Genomic DNA, 16,131 nt, shown 5'->3' with positions numbered 1-16,131 from the left:
TCAGGATCCGATCCGTGCTGTCCGATGGGTATTCAGTGGGAAGAATGTTTCCCGCCCGATGGGCGCGGGAGAAATCGATTTCAGATTCACTTGCAGGATCAACACGAGGATCCACAGCGAATAGGGATTGCCAACGCCAATCAGGTACCGGTTGAAGAAGGACTGGGCCAGCATGAAGACAAACATCAGCCCCACCATGAACAGTTGGTACCGGGAGTGGCCCGGTTTGAGCCCCTGCTGGAGCGCGCGGCAGGCGGTGATGACGAACGCCAGCGTGATGAGTGAGCCGAAGAACAAGCCGTGTTCCAGCGCCAGGTTGATGTAGGAACTTTCGACCGGGAATCCAATGATTTCTGGCAAGGCCGAGCGGATGCCCCGGCCCGTGAACAGCAGCGTGCCGTCCGAGAACACCAGTTCAATGCCCGCTCGCCAGATATCGGTGCGCCCGGTGGCGCCAGACTCCACACCGCGGGTGGGCGAGTCGAGGTCCAGGATGAGCGACATGTACTCCTTGATGTCCGCCCACTTGAAGACAACGACCATCAGGCCGATGAACGCAGCGAACACCAGGCTCATGCGCGAACGGCGGGAGCCGCGCAAGGCAATCAAGCTGATACCTGTCGATCCGGCGACGCCCAGCGCCAGCATGCCGGCGCGAGCCGACGCGGCCAGCAACACGAAAAGACACAGCACCACCATGGCCAGCGCAAAAGCTTTTTGCGACCCTTTCTGCGCGGCCAGATAGCGCTGAAAGAACAGCAGGGCACCACCGCCGTACACCAGACCACTCAGGTTGGGGTTCATGCCCAACGGTTGGTAGCGAACCAGTCCGAGGCCGTACTCCACACTGCCCGAGAGGGATGCAAACAGTGCCTGGTGTTCCAGCAGGAGCAGCGTGCCGACGAGCGCCACATAGGCCCACCGGAACACGGCGATCAAATCGGCCGCACGGCTGTGCCGGACCAGAAACGCAATGGCCAGCAGCACCAGCAGCAACATGGCACCGTACATCGTCGACAACACGTTGCCCGTCATCCAGCCCACCAGCATGGCAAACAGGAATGCGATCCCGAACAGCCATTCGACGGGGCTGGGCCGAATGCGCAGGGTGTCGCCGGACAGCGCAGAAAAGAAGCCCGCCATGAGCAGGAGGCTGATGGCCCCCATCTGGGAAGCCTGCAGCGCCGGACCTTCGTAGTACCACCCTGTCAGGTAGATGGAGCCGCCCAGAAACCAGCGCGACAACTGTGTGTTCAAGCCGCGCATAGGGCACCTGTCTGCGCGAAGGCCGCGTGAAGGGTTTGCATCGCAGGCCGCCATTGGGCCGAGCCCGTGACGTGCCGGACGTGTTGAAGCGTGGTGGCCAGGCGTTGCGGCTGGTTGGTCGAGAACAGCAGGCGGTTGTGGCACTGGGCCAGGGCGTAGGCCAGGGCGAGTGCGCCGGTCGCTGCGGCCGGGTCTGTTCCCGCTGGCAGCAAGCTGGCCAACTGGTCTTTGAGCTGGCTGTCACGGGCCATCTGCTCCGAGATGGCCGGTGCAATGAAACGGAACGCGCCGTGCAGGATGTCGGTGGACGCGGGGGGCACCTCGTCGCTGAACTCGGAAGGCACCTCGTCGGTGCCGGGCACGGGGCAGCGGTATTGCAGCACCGTGCCGAAGCGCACGAGTTGGTCGAATGGTTCCCCGGTGGAGCTGCCATAGGCCACCAGCTGGCCTTGGGCGACGTAGCGGTCGAACAGCGGCTTCAAGGGTGCCAGCGTGTCGTGCGCTTGCGCCTCGTGCAGCAGCAGGCCGTCCACCTGCTCGCGTTGCAGCAGGCGCAAGCTGGTTTCGAAGGACTGGGCGATGAAGTCCGGGTTGAAGTTGGCGGGCGCGGCGCGGTGGGCCATGCCTTTGAGCACGGCTTTGCGCAGCCCGGGGATGTGGTTGGCCAGGGGCTTGACGATGGCCCGCGCCGTTTGCATGAGGCCGGGCGATGCGGGGCGGGCCAGTCCCGCTTTGGTGAACACGGTGACGGGCTCTTGCCGACCCTTGAGGGCTTCGCCCAGAACGGATTCGGACGTGCCCAGTCCGTAGGGTGGTGCGGTGTCGAAGTGGCGCAACCCCAAGTCCAGCGCGGCATGCACGAGCCGCAGTGCGTTGGCCTTCTCATGGCCACCCTTGAGCCGGCCGCAGCCAAAGCCCAGCCGTTGGGAGATGAGGTCGGTGTGCCTGTCCATCTTCATGCGGTCACCGGTTCGCGGTGCAGTTGTTCGGCCAGCCGGGCCGTGAGTGCCATGGCGGTGAACGTGGGGTTGGCGTAGCTGGAGGTGCGGAACACGGCGGCACCTGCCACAAACAGGTTGCTGGTGCCAAACACACGCAGCTCGCTGTCGACCACGCCGTCGCGCGGGTGGTGGCCCATGCGTGCGCCGCCACACTGGTGATAGGTGTCGGTGGCGTGCTCCAGCACGCGCGCATCTTCGGCGTCGAGCAGCGCGTCGATCTCCACACGGGCCAACCCGGCCGCCTGCAGGCTGTCACCGACGCGGCGCACGAAGGCGGCCATCGCGCGCACCTCGGGCTGGCCGCCAATGCGCCAGTCCAGCACGGCCAGGGGCATGCCGAAGCGGTCTCTGCGTTGGTGATCGAGCGTGATGCGGCTGTCATGACGCGGCAACTGCTCGGCGTGCATGACGAGCCAGACACCCCGGTCCGCCGGGTTGTAGATGCGGTGATGCCGCAGGTACTGGACGATCATCGGCACCCAGGCGCTGCCCATGCCCCGGAGGTGGCGCAGCATGTCGCCCAGACCCTGGTGCGACAGCCCGCCGCGCCGCAGCGACTTGACCATCACTTTGAGGTGCTGCAGGTGCTCGGAGATGCTGGACTCGAACGCGAAGTAGCCGGTGACGTTGAGCGTCGCGTCAGCGCCGGCGGTGGTCGCTTCGGTGTTCAGCCGCAGCTTGGGCTGGTACTTGTGGCCGCCCAGCACGATGTTCTGGAAGGTGCGCAGGAAGCGGGGTTTGTCCAGCAGGTGCACCCGGCCCCCCCGCATTTCGAGGTGGTCCTGGAAGCCTGCGCCCACCCATGCGTTGCCGGCCCAGGGGGCATGGGGCTGTTCTGCCGCGCTGGCGAGCAGCAGGCGGGCGATTTCGATGGTGCCGTTGGCCAGCACGAAACGCTCCCCTTGGATGGCGGTGGATGTGCCGTCGGCCCGCGCCACCCGAACCGAGGTGACGCGCTCGCCATCAGCCGCCAGGTCCAACCCCGTGACGTGGGCATGCAGCAAGACGGTGAGGTTCGGCGCGTTCTGCAGGCGCTCTCTGAAGTACCGGGCCATGGCGGGCTCTTTGAGCCAGCGCGTGAGGAACAAGGTGAACCCGGGAATGTCGGGGTACCGGTCGCCGAAGAGTTTGCGCGCCTGGGGCGTGTTTTCGTCGAGCGCATCGGCCAGACGCAGTTCTTTGGCCACAGCCTCGTACCAGGGCAGCAGGTCCTGGTAGGTGATGGGCCAAGGCGCATCGGAGACGCCTTCGCGGGCCTCGAAGTCGGATGGCACAAAGCCGGTGAGCTGACCACCCCAGAGGTTGGAGGTGCCCCCCAGGGCGCGTCCCCGGGCCATGGAAATGCCGGTGTGGGCCCGGCCGGTGACGGTGGCGTGGTTGAGTTCTTGTGCCGGGGCTTCGAAGCTGCCGCCACCGGTTTCCAGCACCAGCACGCGCTGGCCCTGGCGTTCCAGCAGCACGGCCAGCAGCAGGGCCACCGTGCCACCGCCGACGATGACGACGTCATGCGCGGTGTCGGGTGGCGAGCTGTGGTTGAGGTCGACGATCATGCGGCGGCCTTCGTTGTGTGCAGACGGCGCACGCCGAGCGTGGCGGTGAGCCAGACCAGCGCTTCGCCCAGCAACATGGCGCCCACCACACCCGTCATGCCGGCGTTGCGCCAGGCCAGCCACGCCACCATGAGCGAGACCACGGCGGCCACCAGACTCTGCCAGGCCAGACCGGCATGGCGGTTGATGGCCATGAGCACGACGCGCGGGACCTGGGTGGCGGAACACACGGCCGCATAGAGCAGGAATAGCGCCATGCTGGTGGCGGTGAAGGGAACATGGCCGTGGGTCCAGACGTCCAGCAGCCAGGGCGAGACCAGGTACACCAGCAGCGCACCCGCGGCGGCGATGAGCAGGCCCAGGCGGTTGGCTCGGCGGTAGAGCTTCCAGAAAGCGCCGTCGTCCTTTTGCCCCTTGAGAGCTGTGAGCTCTGGCCAGAGCGGATTGCTCAGGGCGTTGGTGACCTGCACCACGATCCTGGCGATGGTGCGGTAGGTGTTGAACACGGCGGTGGCGGCCGGGCCCAGGGTGGCCGCCACCAGCACGGTGAAGCCTTGCAGGCTCAGCGCGTTGGTCAGCGAGAGCGAGAAGAACAGCGCGCCGGGCGCTGCGGCCTGCCTGATGTCGGCCAGGCTGGCGCGCCGCACGCCCCAGCGCAGAAAGTCGGTGCGCCGCTGGCTCAACCAGATGCAGAGCAGCGTGTAGCCCAGACGCGCCAGCAGCGCCGAGGCGGCGACCCCGATGAAGCTCTGTGTGAGCACCAGGCCAGTCAGGCCGCCAGCCCATTCGACCAGCCGGCCCGTGGTGACCAGGTAGGTGCCCGCGGCGTAGCCACCGGTGGCCTTGTAGACCACTTCGGCCAGGCTGCAGAACAGGCCGAGCACCACGCTGATGGACAGCAGCATGAGCACCGTTTTCCATTGCGGAGCGGCCAGTGTGGTGGCGGGCAGCAGCACCAGCGTGACGCCGACGACGAACAGGATCAGCAGCGAGACGGACATCAGAAAAGCCACCGCGCTCTGAAACACCTCGGCGGCACGCGCCTTCTGGCCCTGTGCGATCAGGCCGATCATCTGATTGTTCGAGGCGGTGGAGATGCCGGCGTCGGCCAGCGACAGGTAGAAGGGCAGTGCCGTCAGTGCCAGCCAGTAGCCGTAGGTGGCCATGTCCCAGTGGTACAGAAACAGCGGCAGCGACACCAGCTGCGTGCCGATGCTGACCGCCTGCGCATAGCCGTACGCGCCCGCGCCAGAGGCGATGCGCCGGGCGATGGACGAGAGACCGAGGGTCGGCGTGCGCAAGGGGTGTGGGACAGACATGGGGGTGGAGGTGGTGATCAGTGTTCGCTGGACACTGCAACGGCGTAGCCGTGGGTCTTGAGCAGGGCGTGGCGCTGTGCATCGGCCAGATCGGAGATCACCATCTCCGTCACCATGTCCTGCAGCGTGATCTGCGGTACCCAGCCCAGCGTGGCTTTGGCTTTGGTGGGGTCGCCCAGCAGGGTTTCCACTTCGGTGGGGCGGAAGTAGCGCGGGTCCACCTTCACGATCACGTCGCCCGGTTTGAGCGCCGGGGCTTTGTCGCCCTCGATGGCCTGCACGATGGCCTGCTCGTTCACGCCTTCGCCCTCAAAGCGCAGGGTGACGCCCAGTTCCCTGGCGGTCATGTGAATGAACTGGCGCACGCTGTACTGCACGCCGGTGGCGATGACGAAGTCTTCGGGCTGCTCCTGCTGCAGCATCATCCATTGCATGCGCACATAGTCTTTGGCGTGACCCCAGTCGCGCAGCGAATCCATGTTGCCCATGTAGAGGCAGTTTTCCAGTCCCTGGCCAATGTTGGCCAGGCCGCGCGTGATCTTGCGGGTGACGAAGGTTTCGCCGCGGCGAGGGGATTCGTGGTTGAACAGGATGCCGTTGCAGGCGTACATGCCATAGGCCTCGCGGTAGTTCACCACGATCCAGTACGCGTAGAGCTTGGCCACGGCGTAGGGGCTGCGCGGATAGAACGGCGTTGTTTCCTTCTGCGGAATTTCCTGCACCAGGCCGTAGAGCTCGGAGGTGCTGGCCTGGTAGAAGCGGGTCTTCTTCTCCAGCCCGAGGATGCGAATGGCTTCGAGCAGGCGCAGCGTGCCCATGCCGTCCACATCGGCGGTGTATTCGGGGCTTTCGAAGCTCACGGCCACATGGCTTTGCGCGCCGAGGTTGTAGATCTCGTCGGGCTGGGTTTCCTGCACGATGCGGATCAGGTTGCTGGTGTCGCTCAGGTCACCGTAGTGCAGGTGGAAGCGCGCGTCGTCAATGTGCGGGTCCTGGTAGATGTGGTCCACACGCTGGGTGTTGAACTGGCTGCTGCGGCGCTTGATGCCGTGCACGATGTAGCCTTTTTCGAGCAGCAATTCGGCGAGGTAGGAGCCGTCTTGCCCGGTGACGCCGGTGATGAGGGCGACTTTGGGCTTGGCGTTGGGTGGTGGATTTTTGGTCATCTTTGTGGCTCGTCAAGTGGATGGGAGTGCTGAGACCATGGCTCCGGCCCTTACCCTCTGGCGGGACAGGGTGCGAGGAGGAAATTGCTTCAGGAAGTCCTGGTACGTCAGGGCCAGTCCGGCCGACAGATCGACCTTGGCTTGCCAGCCCAGGCGGTGCATGCGGCTGCTGTCCAGAAGCTTGCGGGGGGTGCCGTCGGGTCTGCTGGCATCAAAGCTGAGCTGGCCTTCGAAGCCGATGGCGCGGGCGATGCTGTGGGCGAGTTCGGCGATGGTGATGTCTGACCCGTAACCCACGTTGATGTGGCTGAGCATGGGCTGGGTGTGTTGCTCGTAGCGGGCCTTGGGCAGGTTCATCACGTGCACGCTGGCGGCGGCCATGTCGTCGACATACAGAAACTCACGCAGGGGTGTGCCGCTGCCCCAGATGGCGACCTTGGGCGCGCCAGACAGCTTGGCCTCGTGGAACCGGCGGATCAGCGCGGGGATGACGTGGCTGTTTTCAGGGTGGTAGTTGTCGCCCGGGCCATAGAGGTTGGTGGGCATGACGCTGCGGTAGTCCACGCCGTGGCTGGCGCCGAACTGACGGTTGTAGCTTTCGCAGAGCTTGATGCCGGCGATCTTGGCCACGGCGTAGGGCTCGTTGGTGGCTTCGAGCAGCCCGGTGAGCAGGGCTTGTTCGCTCATGGGCTGCGGAGCGAGCTTGGGGTAGATGCAGCTGGAGCCGAGGAACAGCAGCTTTTGCACGCCATTGCAGAAGGCGGCTTCGATCACGTTGGCCTCGATCATGAGGTTCTGGTAGATGAAATCGGCGGGGAACACGTTGTTGGCGTGGATGCCGCCCACCTTGGCCGCGGCGAGGTACACCTGTTGCGGCCTGGCCTGCGCGAAGAAGGCGCGAACGGCGGCCTGATCGGTCAGGTTGAGTTCGGCGTGGGTTCGGGTGACGATGTGGCTGGCGGGATGGCCGGCGGCGAGCAGCTGGCGCACGATGGCCGAGCCGACCATGCCGCGGTGGCCTGCGACGTAGATGGTTTCAGGGGTGTTCATGGGGATAAATCGGTGAGGGGCAAGGTCGGGGGACATCAGCAAGCTCCTTCTTGTTTAAGCACCACTCGCACGGTGCGCAGCATGATCACGAGGTCGTACCAGAGTGACCAGTTGCGCACGTACCAGAGGTCCATGTTGATGCGGTGTTGGAATGTGCTGGCACTGCGGCCGCTGATCTGCCACAGGCCGGTGATGCCGGGTCGGGCCTTGCCGTAGGCGGCGATGCTTTTGCCGTATTCGCCAAGCTCACGGGCCAGCAGCGGGCGCGGGCCCACCAGGCTCATGTCGCCGCGCAGCACGTTGAAGAGTTGGGGCAATTCGTCGATGCTGGTGCGGCGGATGAGGCGGCCGATCTTCGTGACGCGGGGGTCTTTGGCGAGCTTGAAATTGCTGGCCAGGTATTGCACGTAGAGCTTTTCGTTTTCGGTTTTCCAGCGCTCCAGGGCGCCGTCGGCATCCATCACCATGCTGCGGAACTTGATGAAGTCGAAAAGCTGGCCGTCCACACCCACACGCTTCTGCACGAAGAAGACGGGGCCTGCGTCGTCACGCTTGATGCGCCACGCAACCCAGGAAAACAGCGGTGCCAGCAGCACCAGCAGGGCCACGGCACCCGCGATGTCGAGCGCGCGTTTGAGCACTTGCGGGCCGCGGCGGTTGAGGTTGTTGCGGGCGCGCAGAAGCAACACGTCGTGGCTGAAAAAGTGCGAGACCTCCATGCCGTAGATGGGCAGACCGCCGAGCGCGGGCACCATGACCAGGTCGTCGCGGGTGAGCATGAGGTCTTGCGCGAGTTCACGCAGCCAGTTGTTGTCCCGAATGCCGAGCACGCCCACCAACTGGTAGGGCCCGGGCCGGGCCAGGAACTCGCGCACGCCGGCGCTGAGCGCGGTGGGCGCGGCCACCTGCTCACCACCGAGCTTGACCAGTCGAGCGCCGGGGTCGGGGCAGACGACGGCCACGGGCGTGTAGCCCAGCAGCGGCTCGCTGGCCAGGGCGGAAGCGGCTTTTTCAACGTCGTCGGGGTGGCCGATGAGCACGTAGGGCTGGGTGAGCAGGCCGGCGCGCAGCAACCAGGTGCGGATGGCCAGGCGGGCCAGTGGCAAGCAGACCAGCACGAGGCCCCATGTCGCGCCGGTCCACAAGCGAGAGAGCGGCCACTTGGCGAGGTAGATGACCATGGCGTCGAGCAGTGCCGCAAGCACGATGACCTGGATCAACTGGCGGGTTTCGTCCCACCAGGGTTTTCGGCGGTGGGCGGAGTAGTGGCCTTGCACGGTCCACATCCAGCTCACCATGGTCAGGGCAATGGCTGCGAAGAGCGTGATGCGCAGGTGACCATTGGCGGCCCACCAGACGTTCATGGCCTGGGAGAGGCTCATTTCGTCGCGAAGCCACGCGGGCAGGCGCCCGGCGATGAAGCAGAGCCAGAGCACGCTCAGATCGGTGATCAGCAGCCAGGCTTTGACCGTCTGCTGGTGCCGGGTGAGGTTGGCCCACGGGGCGAGGCTGCGTGCGAGGTCATGCTCGTTGTAGAGCGGGACGACGGTTCCCGAGGCGCCTTCGGCGGGCGGGGGCCTCTCAACGGGACGGGCGCGTGCGCGAGCCATGTCAATGCCCACTTCGGATGGGATTGGTCACGGGACTGGCCCCATGCGGGTGCATGCAATGCACTCGCATGGCGCGCGGAGACGTCTGGTGGTTGAAGCGCGACATACGTGGACACCCTGAGTTCGTTGCTTTTGAGCGGGGCACTCGGCCCTGCACTTGTGCTTTTTATTCTTAGGGCTTGTACGGGGGTGACATGTAACGAAATCTGAGTTAGGCGACGAGGAGTGCGTTGGATCGAACCTTGCTTGGATACCCTGACAACGGGTGGCTGATGGCATGCGCCCGAGTTGTTGGAACTTATGATTTTTGGCAGATCCCCCTGCTCCAGGAGGTCGAGGCGATGCGTGTTGCCGAGGCGATCGAGCCGGATGAGAAAACCGAAGCTGAGCTGCGCAGGCTGTCCAAAGGCAGGCGGGTTGAGGCTCGCGTGCAGCAACGCGCCCGCGTCATCTTGTTGGCGGCGCAAGGCTGGCAGAACAAGGACATCGCCGACGAGGTCAAGCTCGACCGGCGTCAGGTGGCGTTGTGGCGACGGCGTTTCATTGAAGGGGGCGTCCAGGCACTGCTGCTGGACGCCTCGCGTTCGGGGCGCACACCGAGCGTGACCTCCACGGTTGAGTCGCACATCCTGAGCACGACGCTGTACGAGCAACCGGCTGCGGGCACGCACTGGAGCACACGCACGTTGGCGTCGTACCTGGGCTTGAGCGCCTCGACCATTCGCCGGGTGTGGCTGCGCCACGGAATCAAGCCGCACTCGCAGGGCACTTCCAAGGTGTCACAGGATCCTCTTTCTCGCTTCGAGGACGCGCTGGTCGACGTCGCGGGCTTGTACATGAACCCGCGCGAGCGTGCGCTGGTCCTCAGCTGTGCCGAAAAGAGCCAGATTCCGAAGCTCAACCGCACCAGTTCGCAACGCGCCGGCACCATGCACCACGACCATTGGCGCAATGGCACGGCAGCGCTGTTTGCGGGGCTCAAGAAGCTGGAAAGTACCGTGATCTCGATGTGCCAAGACCGGCATCGCCACGAGGATTGGCTCAAATTTTTGCGCTTGATCGATCGCAAGACGCCCAAGCATCTGCAGTTGCACTTGATCGTTGAAAACCAGGCAACGCACAAGCGCCCCAAGGTCCAGGCCTGGCTGGCCCAACACCCGCGCTTTGTCGTGCACTCGACCCCTGCCAACGGCACGTGGTTGAACATGGTCAAGCGCTTCTTTTGCGATATCTCCGAGCATGGCATCCGGCGCGATAGCTTCACCGGCGTGGCCGATCTTCAGCAAGCCATCGCGCAGTACGTCGAACATCTCAACAGGTCCCCCAAACCGTTCAACTGGACTGTCAGCGATTCGGACACCGCTCAAGTCACCCGCGCCAAGTCCGCGCTGGCGCGCTGGGCGATAAGTGCAGAAAAAGCTGGCGCATCACACCCGTAGGCCCGTGTAACGGGTGCATGGGCGCGAGCGCTGTTCTTACATCCCGAAACGCGATTTCGTGGATGAGACACCACGCCGAAAGGGCTCGTGTGGAAAAGCTATCGGTTTGCGGCTGCCAATTGAGGGCGTTGGCGCTGCATGGCTGGGTCAAAGCGGTGCTGCAGCAGCGCTCCCATCGACTCTGTTCGAGAACTTGAGACCCGCCTGCCCGGGCTCGGACAATCCCCGCCCAGCCTATTCGCTGCGTTGAACAGGGATGGTCAGCGAGACGCTCTCGCGCAGACGGACATCCAGTTTCACCTGCCCCTGATCCACCACGTTCCACGGCAATGGCAGGGTGTCGGGGCGAACGCTGACCGTGCGCGGTCCGCTCGCGACAAAGGGAAATTCGAAACGGCCCTGGCTGTCGGTGCGCACGGCGTAGCGGTTGTCCAGGAACACAGTGACGTTGGGTACGCCGGTTTCACTGGCCTCCTGAGTGCCGCTGCGGTTGGCGTCGAAGTAAACCGTGCCTTCGATGCGGCCCCCGCCGTCGGCCGCCTTGCCGCCCAGCGGCACGTTGCGGCTGCCCGCGTCGAACTCGTAGCGCAGCACGGCATAGAACGAGCGGTCCGAATCCGGTACAAAAACCGGCAACGGCGCCAACGGGTCCAGCGAAGGGTTGAAGCGGCTGCGGCCGGTGGAGCGGTTGTAGTAGCCCTCCATGCTCCAGCGGGGGTCGATGCGCCAGTTCGCGCCCAGATTCATGCTGTGATGCGACTGTCCATTGTTGTTGCGCTCGGTGCTGAGGTTGCCACGCAGACCCGCCTTGCTGGTCAACGGAGCCGACACGCTGAGCGCTGCATTCCATGTCGATTCGGCGGGCAGGCTCGGGGTGGCGCTGTACGCATTGGTGCCCAGACTGGTGGACAGCGCCCAGCCTTGCGGCACCATCCATTCCTGGTCCCAGTTCAGGCCGCGTGAGCTCGGTTGGTCGCCACCTCCAGCGAACTCGAGGCGCAGGCCGCTGTTGCCCCAACTGTTCTGAAAACGCCAGTCAGCGTAGGTGCTCCAGGCGTCGCCGTTGAAACGCCGAACCGTGCCGCCCACCCCCAGCGAGTGGTCCCGATTGAGGCGCCAGCGCGCCGAGCCGTTGGCGTAAAAGCCGCTGCTGTAGCGTCCGGTGACCGAATCCAGCCAGTCCACCGAGCCCTCGGCCGACCACTGGCGTGTGCGCCAGCTCGACCGCACATAGGCGCCCATGATGTCGTTGGCCAAGGGCAACTGGGCCCAGCTCAGGTCGGGCTCAAGGCGGTACACGCCCGCGCCGTGCCTGCGAGGCCCGTCGTCCCATTCGCTGTCGACCCAGAAACCGCTGCGGGAGCCGCTCACGTTGCTGGCCTGGGTGCTCACCAGCTGGCCCTGGATTCGGTGTTCACCACTTTCGTGCCTGAGCACCAGCAAGGTGGAGTTCGCATCGACGATGTCGCTGGGCAGCACCGGGGTGTCCAGATTCGACACATTGCGCGCATCCTCGTGGCGCAGTGCGACGGCCCACCCTTGGTGTGACAGCGAATCCGCCCCGACGGCGTTGAGTCGCCACTGGCCACCCAGCGTGGTGCGTTGGCCCTGCAATCGCCGAAATCCGCTGGCGGGCAGGAAGTCCAGCCGTCCTGGTTGTCCGGTGGAAGCCTGCAGCTGCATGCCCTGGCCCGGGTTTTGCCACTCGGTGCTCAGGCCTTGCATGATGGCCGAGGGCACGTACACGCGAGAAGGCAGGCGCGTGACATCCGGAGAGGGCGCGTTGATCACACCGAGCTCATTGCTGACGAGCCAGCCCCCATCGAGCGGCATGGCGCGCTGGCGCAGGGTGAGGGTGCCACTGCTGTCGCGCGGGGCATAGGTGCCGTCGATCGACAGCGTGCCGTGGTTGGGTGTTTCCAGCAGGCCGTAGATGCCGTAGCCAATGCGGGTGCTCTGGGCCTGGTCAAACGGTTGGGAGCCCAGTCGGGTCTCCAGTCGAAGAAAACGCGGCAAGCCTTCCCGGTTGTAGGCATACGCTTCACCGTCGTCCACCGGTTCGGGGGGCAGGTTTTCGATCACCCGGTCCACATAGGCGGCGGGTGCGTTTGCAGGGGCCTGCCCGGACGCACCTTGTGCCCATACACCGATCAGCGGGGTCGCAAGACCCAGGAAGACCAGAAGGCAGCGGGAAGGGCGCGTCACCCCTCCCGTCATGGAGTGAAGCTGGCGTCCAGCGGCAGGCGGTTCTTGCCCCATTCGAAGGAGCCCTTCACGGTCAGCGGAAAGCGGATCTCGGGGGCTGGTTTGCCGTCTTCGACCACAGGGCTGATCGCGATGCCGCGCGTTTCGCCCGGCATGATCGGCAAATCGGCAGGGGCCATCTCGAAGCGTGCACCCGTGGCGTCGATCGCGTTGACGAAACCCTCGAGTCGGCCGTGGGCGTTACCGCGATTGCGAACGTCGATCATGGCGGCCCGCTTGCCATTGACGGTGGTCACGCGCGTGGCCGCAATGTCCAGTTGCGGCGCTGCGTCGCCGATGGTGGCGTACACGATGACGCCGATACGGCCACCGACTGGAAAGTTGAAGCTGCCCTGAACCCGAGCGGGGTCCAGTCCCTCCACCATGATCGCAAAGCGGCACTCGCGCGCCGGCGTGCCGGGCGGAGGCGTGATCTCGAAGCGGTAGCGGTAGCGCGCGCCGGGCTCGATCGTGAGTTCACGCCGCTCGATCGCCACCCAGGGCCGGCAGCTGTCCGCAGCGAGCTCGTCGCTGAAGGTGACGGAGTTGTCGGACTGCAGTGTCCAGTCGCTGGTGTAGATGCGGTAGTTGCCCTTCTGCGACCCCACGTGCTGGATCTCCAGCACTTGGCGCAGTGATTGGCCGGGCGTGGCCTGCACCTCGAATCGCGGCGGCGTGATGTAGGCGGCGAAGCCCTGCGCCTGGATGCTGGTCGGCAAGACAGCGAGGGCACCGGTGCACACCCATCCCGGCAATGCATGGCGCAGGGCGAAGAATGCTCTCAGGTGCGCATGTGGCATGGCGGATTCAGTCGACATCCAGTTCGAAGTGGAAATTCAGGCGCCGGCTGTTGGACTGCCAGTCGGCATTAGAACGAAGGCGCACCTGCATCTGGTCGTCCAGGGTGGCGCCGGGGATCGTGCCGGCGAAGACCAGGGAGCGTTCACCCGAGACAAGGCGCCCGGGCTGCAGGCGCCCTTGGGTGGTCCAGACGGCTTCGACGTTGGAGCTCTGGTCGCGCGAGAGCACCATGTAGATGCGCCCCCTGCGCCCGGCCCAGTCGCGGGTATCTAGGCGGATGTTGACGCGCAGCCAGGCTTCCATGCCGCCCGCGAAAGACTGACCCGGCGTCAACGGCAGCCATTGCATCTGCACATTGGGAGGCACGGTGTGGCTCAGCGAATCGTCCAGCCGATGTGGGTTGGCCCAGGCTGTGGCAGTCATGAATGTGCAGACCACCATCGTGACGAGGTGTTTGAGCAGGATCATGGGCTGCTGAGGGTGTAGGTCACTCGGCCGTTGTAGGTGCCCGCCGGGCGCACCGCGCTGTTGGCGTAGCTGTAGGTGTGGCAGTTTTCGAGGTAGGTGTTGCCTGGCACCGTGGCCAGGGTCTGCGTGCCGCCGTTGAAGGTGCCAGCGGGGATCACGTTGGGTACACCGCTGCCCGGAGCTGAGACTGTCCAGCTGATTTCGGTGAACGGAATGGTGTCACTGCCGTTGGTCAAGCTGGTGCTGGAATTGACGGTCAACGTGGCGTTGGCCGAGCCGTTGTTGCGGCGGTACCCGGCACCGATCATCAGCGCGTTGGCGGGGGTCGGGCAGGTGTTGTTGCCGTCGCCATACAGGCTGGTGGATTGGGTGCTGTTGCTGGTCATGGCCAAGGCTGTTCCGTTGCCCAACAGCGCCACCGGCACCGAGACCTGCACCAGGTTGATGGCGCCGCTGGTGCCCGCAGTCCCATTCAGCGTGCCACTGGAGCCACTGAGCGCGCCGTTGCCGACATGGAGAAACAGGCGCCGGCTGCCTGAAGTGATGTTCAACGACCAGGCGCGGGCAGAGGCCATCTCCGCCACGCACAGCAACGCCACGCAGAGGTTCACTGCAGTGTGTGCCGTGCTGGAGCGGGGCTTGCGCTTCATGATGTCAGTGTCGCTGCGGCTGTCCAGAAAAGGCCCCCCGGGAGGCCGGTGTCGAGGTGCAAGGCAGGGGCCTTAAATGGCGACGGAGGGTTGCCCGTTGCAAACCCTCCGTGAGGCCGACGGCGGGTGTTCCGCCATCTCAAGGTCTCCCTTGCGACCTCAGGGCATGGCGGCGGTGTAGGTCACGCGACCATTGGTCGTGCCGTAGGTGCCCGGAGCCACCACCGCCGTGTTGGCGTAGCTGAAGGTCCAATTGGCTGCACGGTCGGTGACCTTGGTGCCCGAAGAGAGCGTCACGTCGCGGGCCGTGCCCGCGCCCGTGTTGGGGATGATGGGACTGGGCAGTGCGGCCAGGCTGGTGGTCGCTGTGATCTCGGACCAGGGGATGGTATCGCCAGCAAGGTTGGTCAATGCGCCCGTGGTGGAAGCAGCCAGGCTCACCTGACCGTTGTTGCCCACGACGCGCACCGGCACGACGTTGCCGGTGATGGCGCCAGCGGCTGCACCGGTGCCTACGGCAGCGGGGTTGGTGGTGTAGTCGAACGTCACCGTGTCGATCGTGGCGTTGTCGGCGAGGCTGCCGGCACCGGCACCCACGCCGAGGAACAGCACCCGGGGAACGACGACGCGGAAATCCAGGCGTGCGACCGCGCTGGCGGTGCCGCCGACGATGAGCTGCGACTCGGCCGAGGCCAGCAACGGGGTTGCCAGAGCCAGGGCCAAGGTGGTTTTGAGCAGCAGGGCTTTATTCACGACGTTTCCTTCAAATGGAAGTGAGAAGTGTGGGCTGAGCACTTTCAGGTACCTGCTCCACGGGGGTTGATGGCCCAATGTTACGAAACGACACGAATGATGGCAAGAAAAGAATCGGAAAAAATTCACATATCTCAACAACTTACGGCGACTTTGTTACCCAACGGCCGAAAAGATTAGATGAATGGTTGCAAAAATGTTCAAGTTCCTGGCTTCTTTGCCGTGCTCGTACTTTTGGCCAACAGGTGCGACAACGGAAGTGCACTGCCCGATTTCACTTCTCCGAGCGAAAAGCTGGTGTGCAGGTCTTTCACGTTGGGCAAATTGATCAGCACTTCGCGGGCGAACTGGCTGAAATGGTTGAGATCGCGGCTGACCACCTGCAGTTCGAAGGTGCCAGAGCCGCTGATGTAGTGGCAGGACACCACCTCGGGGATGCCGCGAATCGCGTTCTCCAGGCTGCGTGTGACGTCGCCGCTGTTGCGGTCGGCGTCCAGGCGCACGAAGGCGAGCACGCCCAGGCCGATCTTTTCGCGGTCGATTTCGGCGCGGTAGCCCCGGATGAACCCCGCCTCTTCCAGAGCGCGCACGCGCCGCCAGCAGGGCGCGGCCGACAAGCCCACGCGCTGGGCGAGCTCGGCATTGGTGAGGCGGCCGTCACTTTGCAGTTCTTGCAGGATGGTGATGTCGAACTTGTCGAGTGTTTCCATGATGACCCAATGTTAGAAAGAATATTGCTCGATCATCGATAAAACGGGCATGAAACGCAAACACTTATCGCGCAACGGGGCATACACTGTGCGCCACGCTGGAG

General features: G+C 64.7%; 14 protein-coding genes. 1 reads left to right on the top strand and 13 read right to left on the bottom strand.

Annotated elements, in window-relative coordinates:
* Genes IV113_RS07085 through wbaP form a run of 7 tightly spaced genes read right to left on the bottom strand, consistent with a single transcriptional unit; the run spans position 1 to position 8,962 of the window.
* Complete coding sequence (locus tag IV113_RS07085) at positions 1 to 1,257, bottom strand: O-antigen ligase family protein (protein WP_291082198.1); 1,257 nt, start codon at positions 1,255 to 1,257, stop codon at positions 1 to 3.
* Entirely contained in the window at positions 1,254 to 2,225 is a 972-nt protein-coding gene (locus IV113_RS07080; RefSeq protein ID WP_291082195.1) for an aldo/keto reductase, read from the bottom strand. The genes IV113_RS07085 and IV113_RS07080 overlap by 4 nt, the downstream gene beginning before the upstream one ends.
* Positions 2,222 to 3,817, bottom strand: a complete 1,596-nt coding sequence (locus IV113_RS07075; protein WP_291082192.1) for a GMC family oxidoreductase — start codon at positions 3,815 to 3,817, stop codon at positions 2,222 to 2,224. Before IV113_RS07075 ends, IV113_RS07080 begins: the two co-directional genes overlap by 4 nt.
* Positions 3,814 to 5,136, bottom strand: coding sequence for a lipopolysaccharide biosynthesis protein (locus IV113_RS07070; protein ID WP_291082189.1), 1,323 nt, complete (start codon positions 5,134 to 5,136; stop codon positions 3,814 to 3,816). The genes IV113_RS07075 and IV113_RS07070 overlap by 4 nt, the downstream gene beginning before the upstream one ends.
* Positions 5,137 to 5,153: 17 nt before the next feature.
* Positions 5,154 to 6,302 carry a GDP-mannose 4,6-dehydratase gene (gene gmd, locus IV113_RS07065; RefSeq protein WP_291082186.1) on the bottom strand — a complete coding sequence of 383 codons (1,149 nt, stop codon included), beginning with the start codon at positions 6,300 to 6,302 and terminating at the stop codon, positions 5,154 to 5,156.
* Between the two features lie 12 nt (positions 6,303 to 6,314).
* Positions 6,315 to 7,352, bottom strand: a complete 1,038-nt coding sequence (locus IV113_RS07060; RefSeq protein WP_291082178.1) for a GDP-L-fucose synthase — start codon at positions 7,350 to 7,352, stop codon at positions 6,315 to 6,317.
* A 35-nt stretch (positions 7,353 to 7,387) separates the two neighbouring features.
* Complete coding sequence (wbaP, locus tag IV113_RS07055) at positions 7,388 to 8,962, bottom strand: undecaprenyl-phosphate galactose phosphotransferase WbaP (RefSeq protein WP_291082175.1); 1,575 nt, start codon at positions 8,960 to 8,962, stop codon at positions 7,388 to 7,390.
* A gap of 230 nt (positions 8,963 to 9,192) precedes the next feature.
* Between wbaP and IV113_RS07050 the strand changes: the two genes are divergently transcribed.
* Positions 9,193 to 10,401 carry an IS630 family transposase gene (locus IV113_RS07050; protein ID WP_291082172.1) on the top strand — a complete coding sequence of 403 codons (1,209 nt, stop codon included), beginning with the start codon at positions 9,193 to 9,195 and terminating at the stop codon, positions 10,399 to 10,401.
* A 234-nt stretch (positions 10,402 to 10,635) separates the two neighbouring features.
* On the opposite strand, the gene IV113_RS07045 is transcribed toward IV113_RS07050, so the two are convergent.
* The 6 genes from IV113_RS07045 to IV113_RS07020 all read right to left on the bottom strand — a co-directional run bounded on the left by IV113_RS07045 (position 10,636) and on the right by IV113_RS07020 (position 16,027).
* Positions 10,636 to 12,606 (bottom strand): SdrD B-like domain-containing protein, encoded by a 1,971-nt coding sequence (locus IV113_RS07045; protein WP_291082169.1) that lies wholly within the window; start codon positions 12,604 to 12,606, stop codon positions 10,636 to 10,638.
* 8 nt (positions 12,607 to 12,614) lie between these two features.
* Complete coding sequence (locus IV113_RS07040; RefSeq protein WP_291082166.1) at positions 12,615 to 13,463, bottom strand: hypothetical protein; 849 nt, start codon at positions 13,461 to 13,463, stop codon at positions 12,615 to 12,617.
* Positions 13,453 to 13,914 (bottom strand): hypothetical protein, encoded by a 462-nt coding sequence (locus IV113_RS07035; RefSeq protein ID WP_291082163.1) that lies wholly within the window; start codon positions 13,912 to 13,914, stop codon positions 13,453 to 13,455. The genes IV113_RS07040 and IV113_RS07035 overlap by 11 nt, the downstream gene beginning before the upstream one ends.
* Positions 13,911 to 14,564, bottom strand: a complete 654-nt coding sequence (locus IV113_RS07030; RefSeq protein ID WP_291082160.1) for a hypothetical protein — start codon at positions 14,562 to 14,564, stop codon at positions 13,911 to 13,913. The genes IV113_RS07035 and IV113_RS07030 overlap by 4 nt, the downstream gene beginning before the upstream one ends.
* A gap of 159 nt (positions 14,565 to 14,723) precedes the next feature.
* Entirely contained in the window at positions 14,724 to 15,317 is a 594-nt protein-coding gene (locus tag IV113_RS07025; protein WP_291082157.1) for a hypothetical protein, read from the bottom strand.
* Positions 15,318 to 15,517: 200 nt separating this feature from the next.
* Positions 15,518 to 16,027, bottom strand: coding sequence for an Lrp/AsnC family transcriptional regulator (locus IV113_RS07020; protein ID WP_291082154.1), 510 nt, complete (start codon positions 16,025 to 16,027; stop codon positions 15,518 to 15,520).
* Positions 16,028 to 16,131 lie beyond the last annotated feature (104 nt).

It is taken from the genome of Hydrogenophaga sp. (genome assembly GCF_018780385.1).
GTDB lineage: Bacteria > Pseudomonadota > Gammaproteobacteria > Burkholderiales > Burkholderiaceae_C > Hydrogenophaga.
The sequence above is the reverse complement of the archived record's forward strand: the minus strand, read 5'-3'. Positions and strand labels throughout refer to the sequence as shown.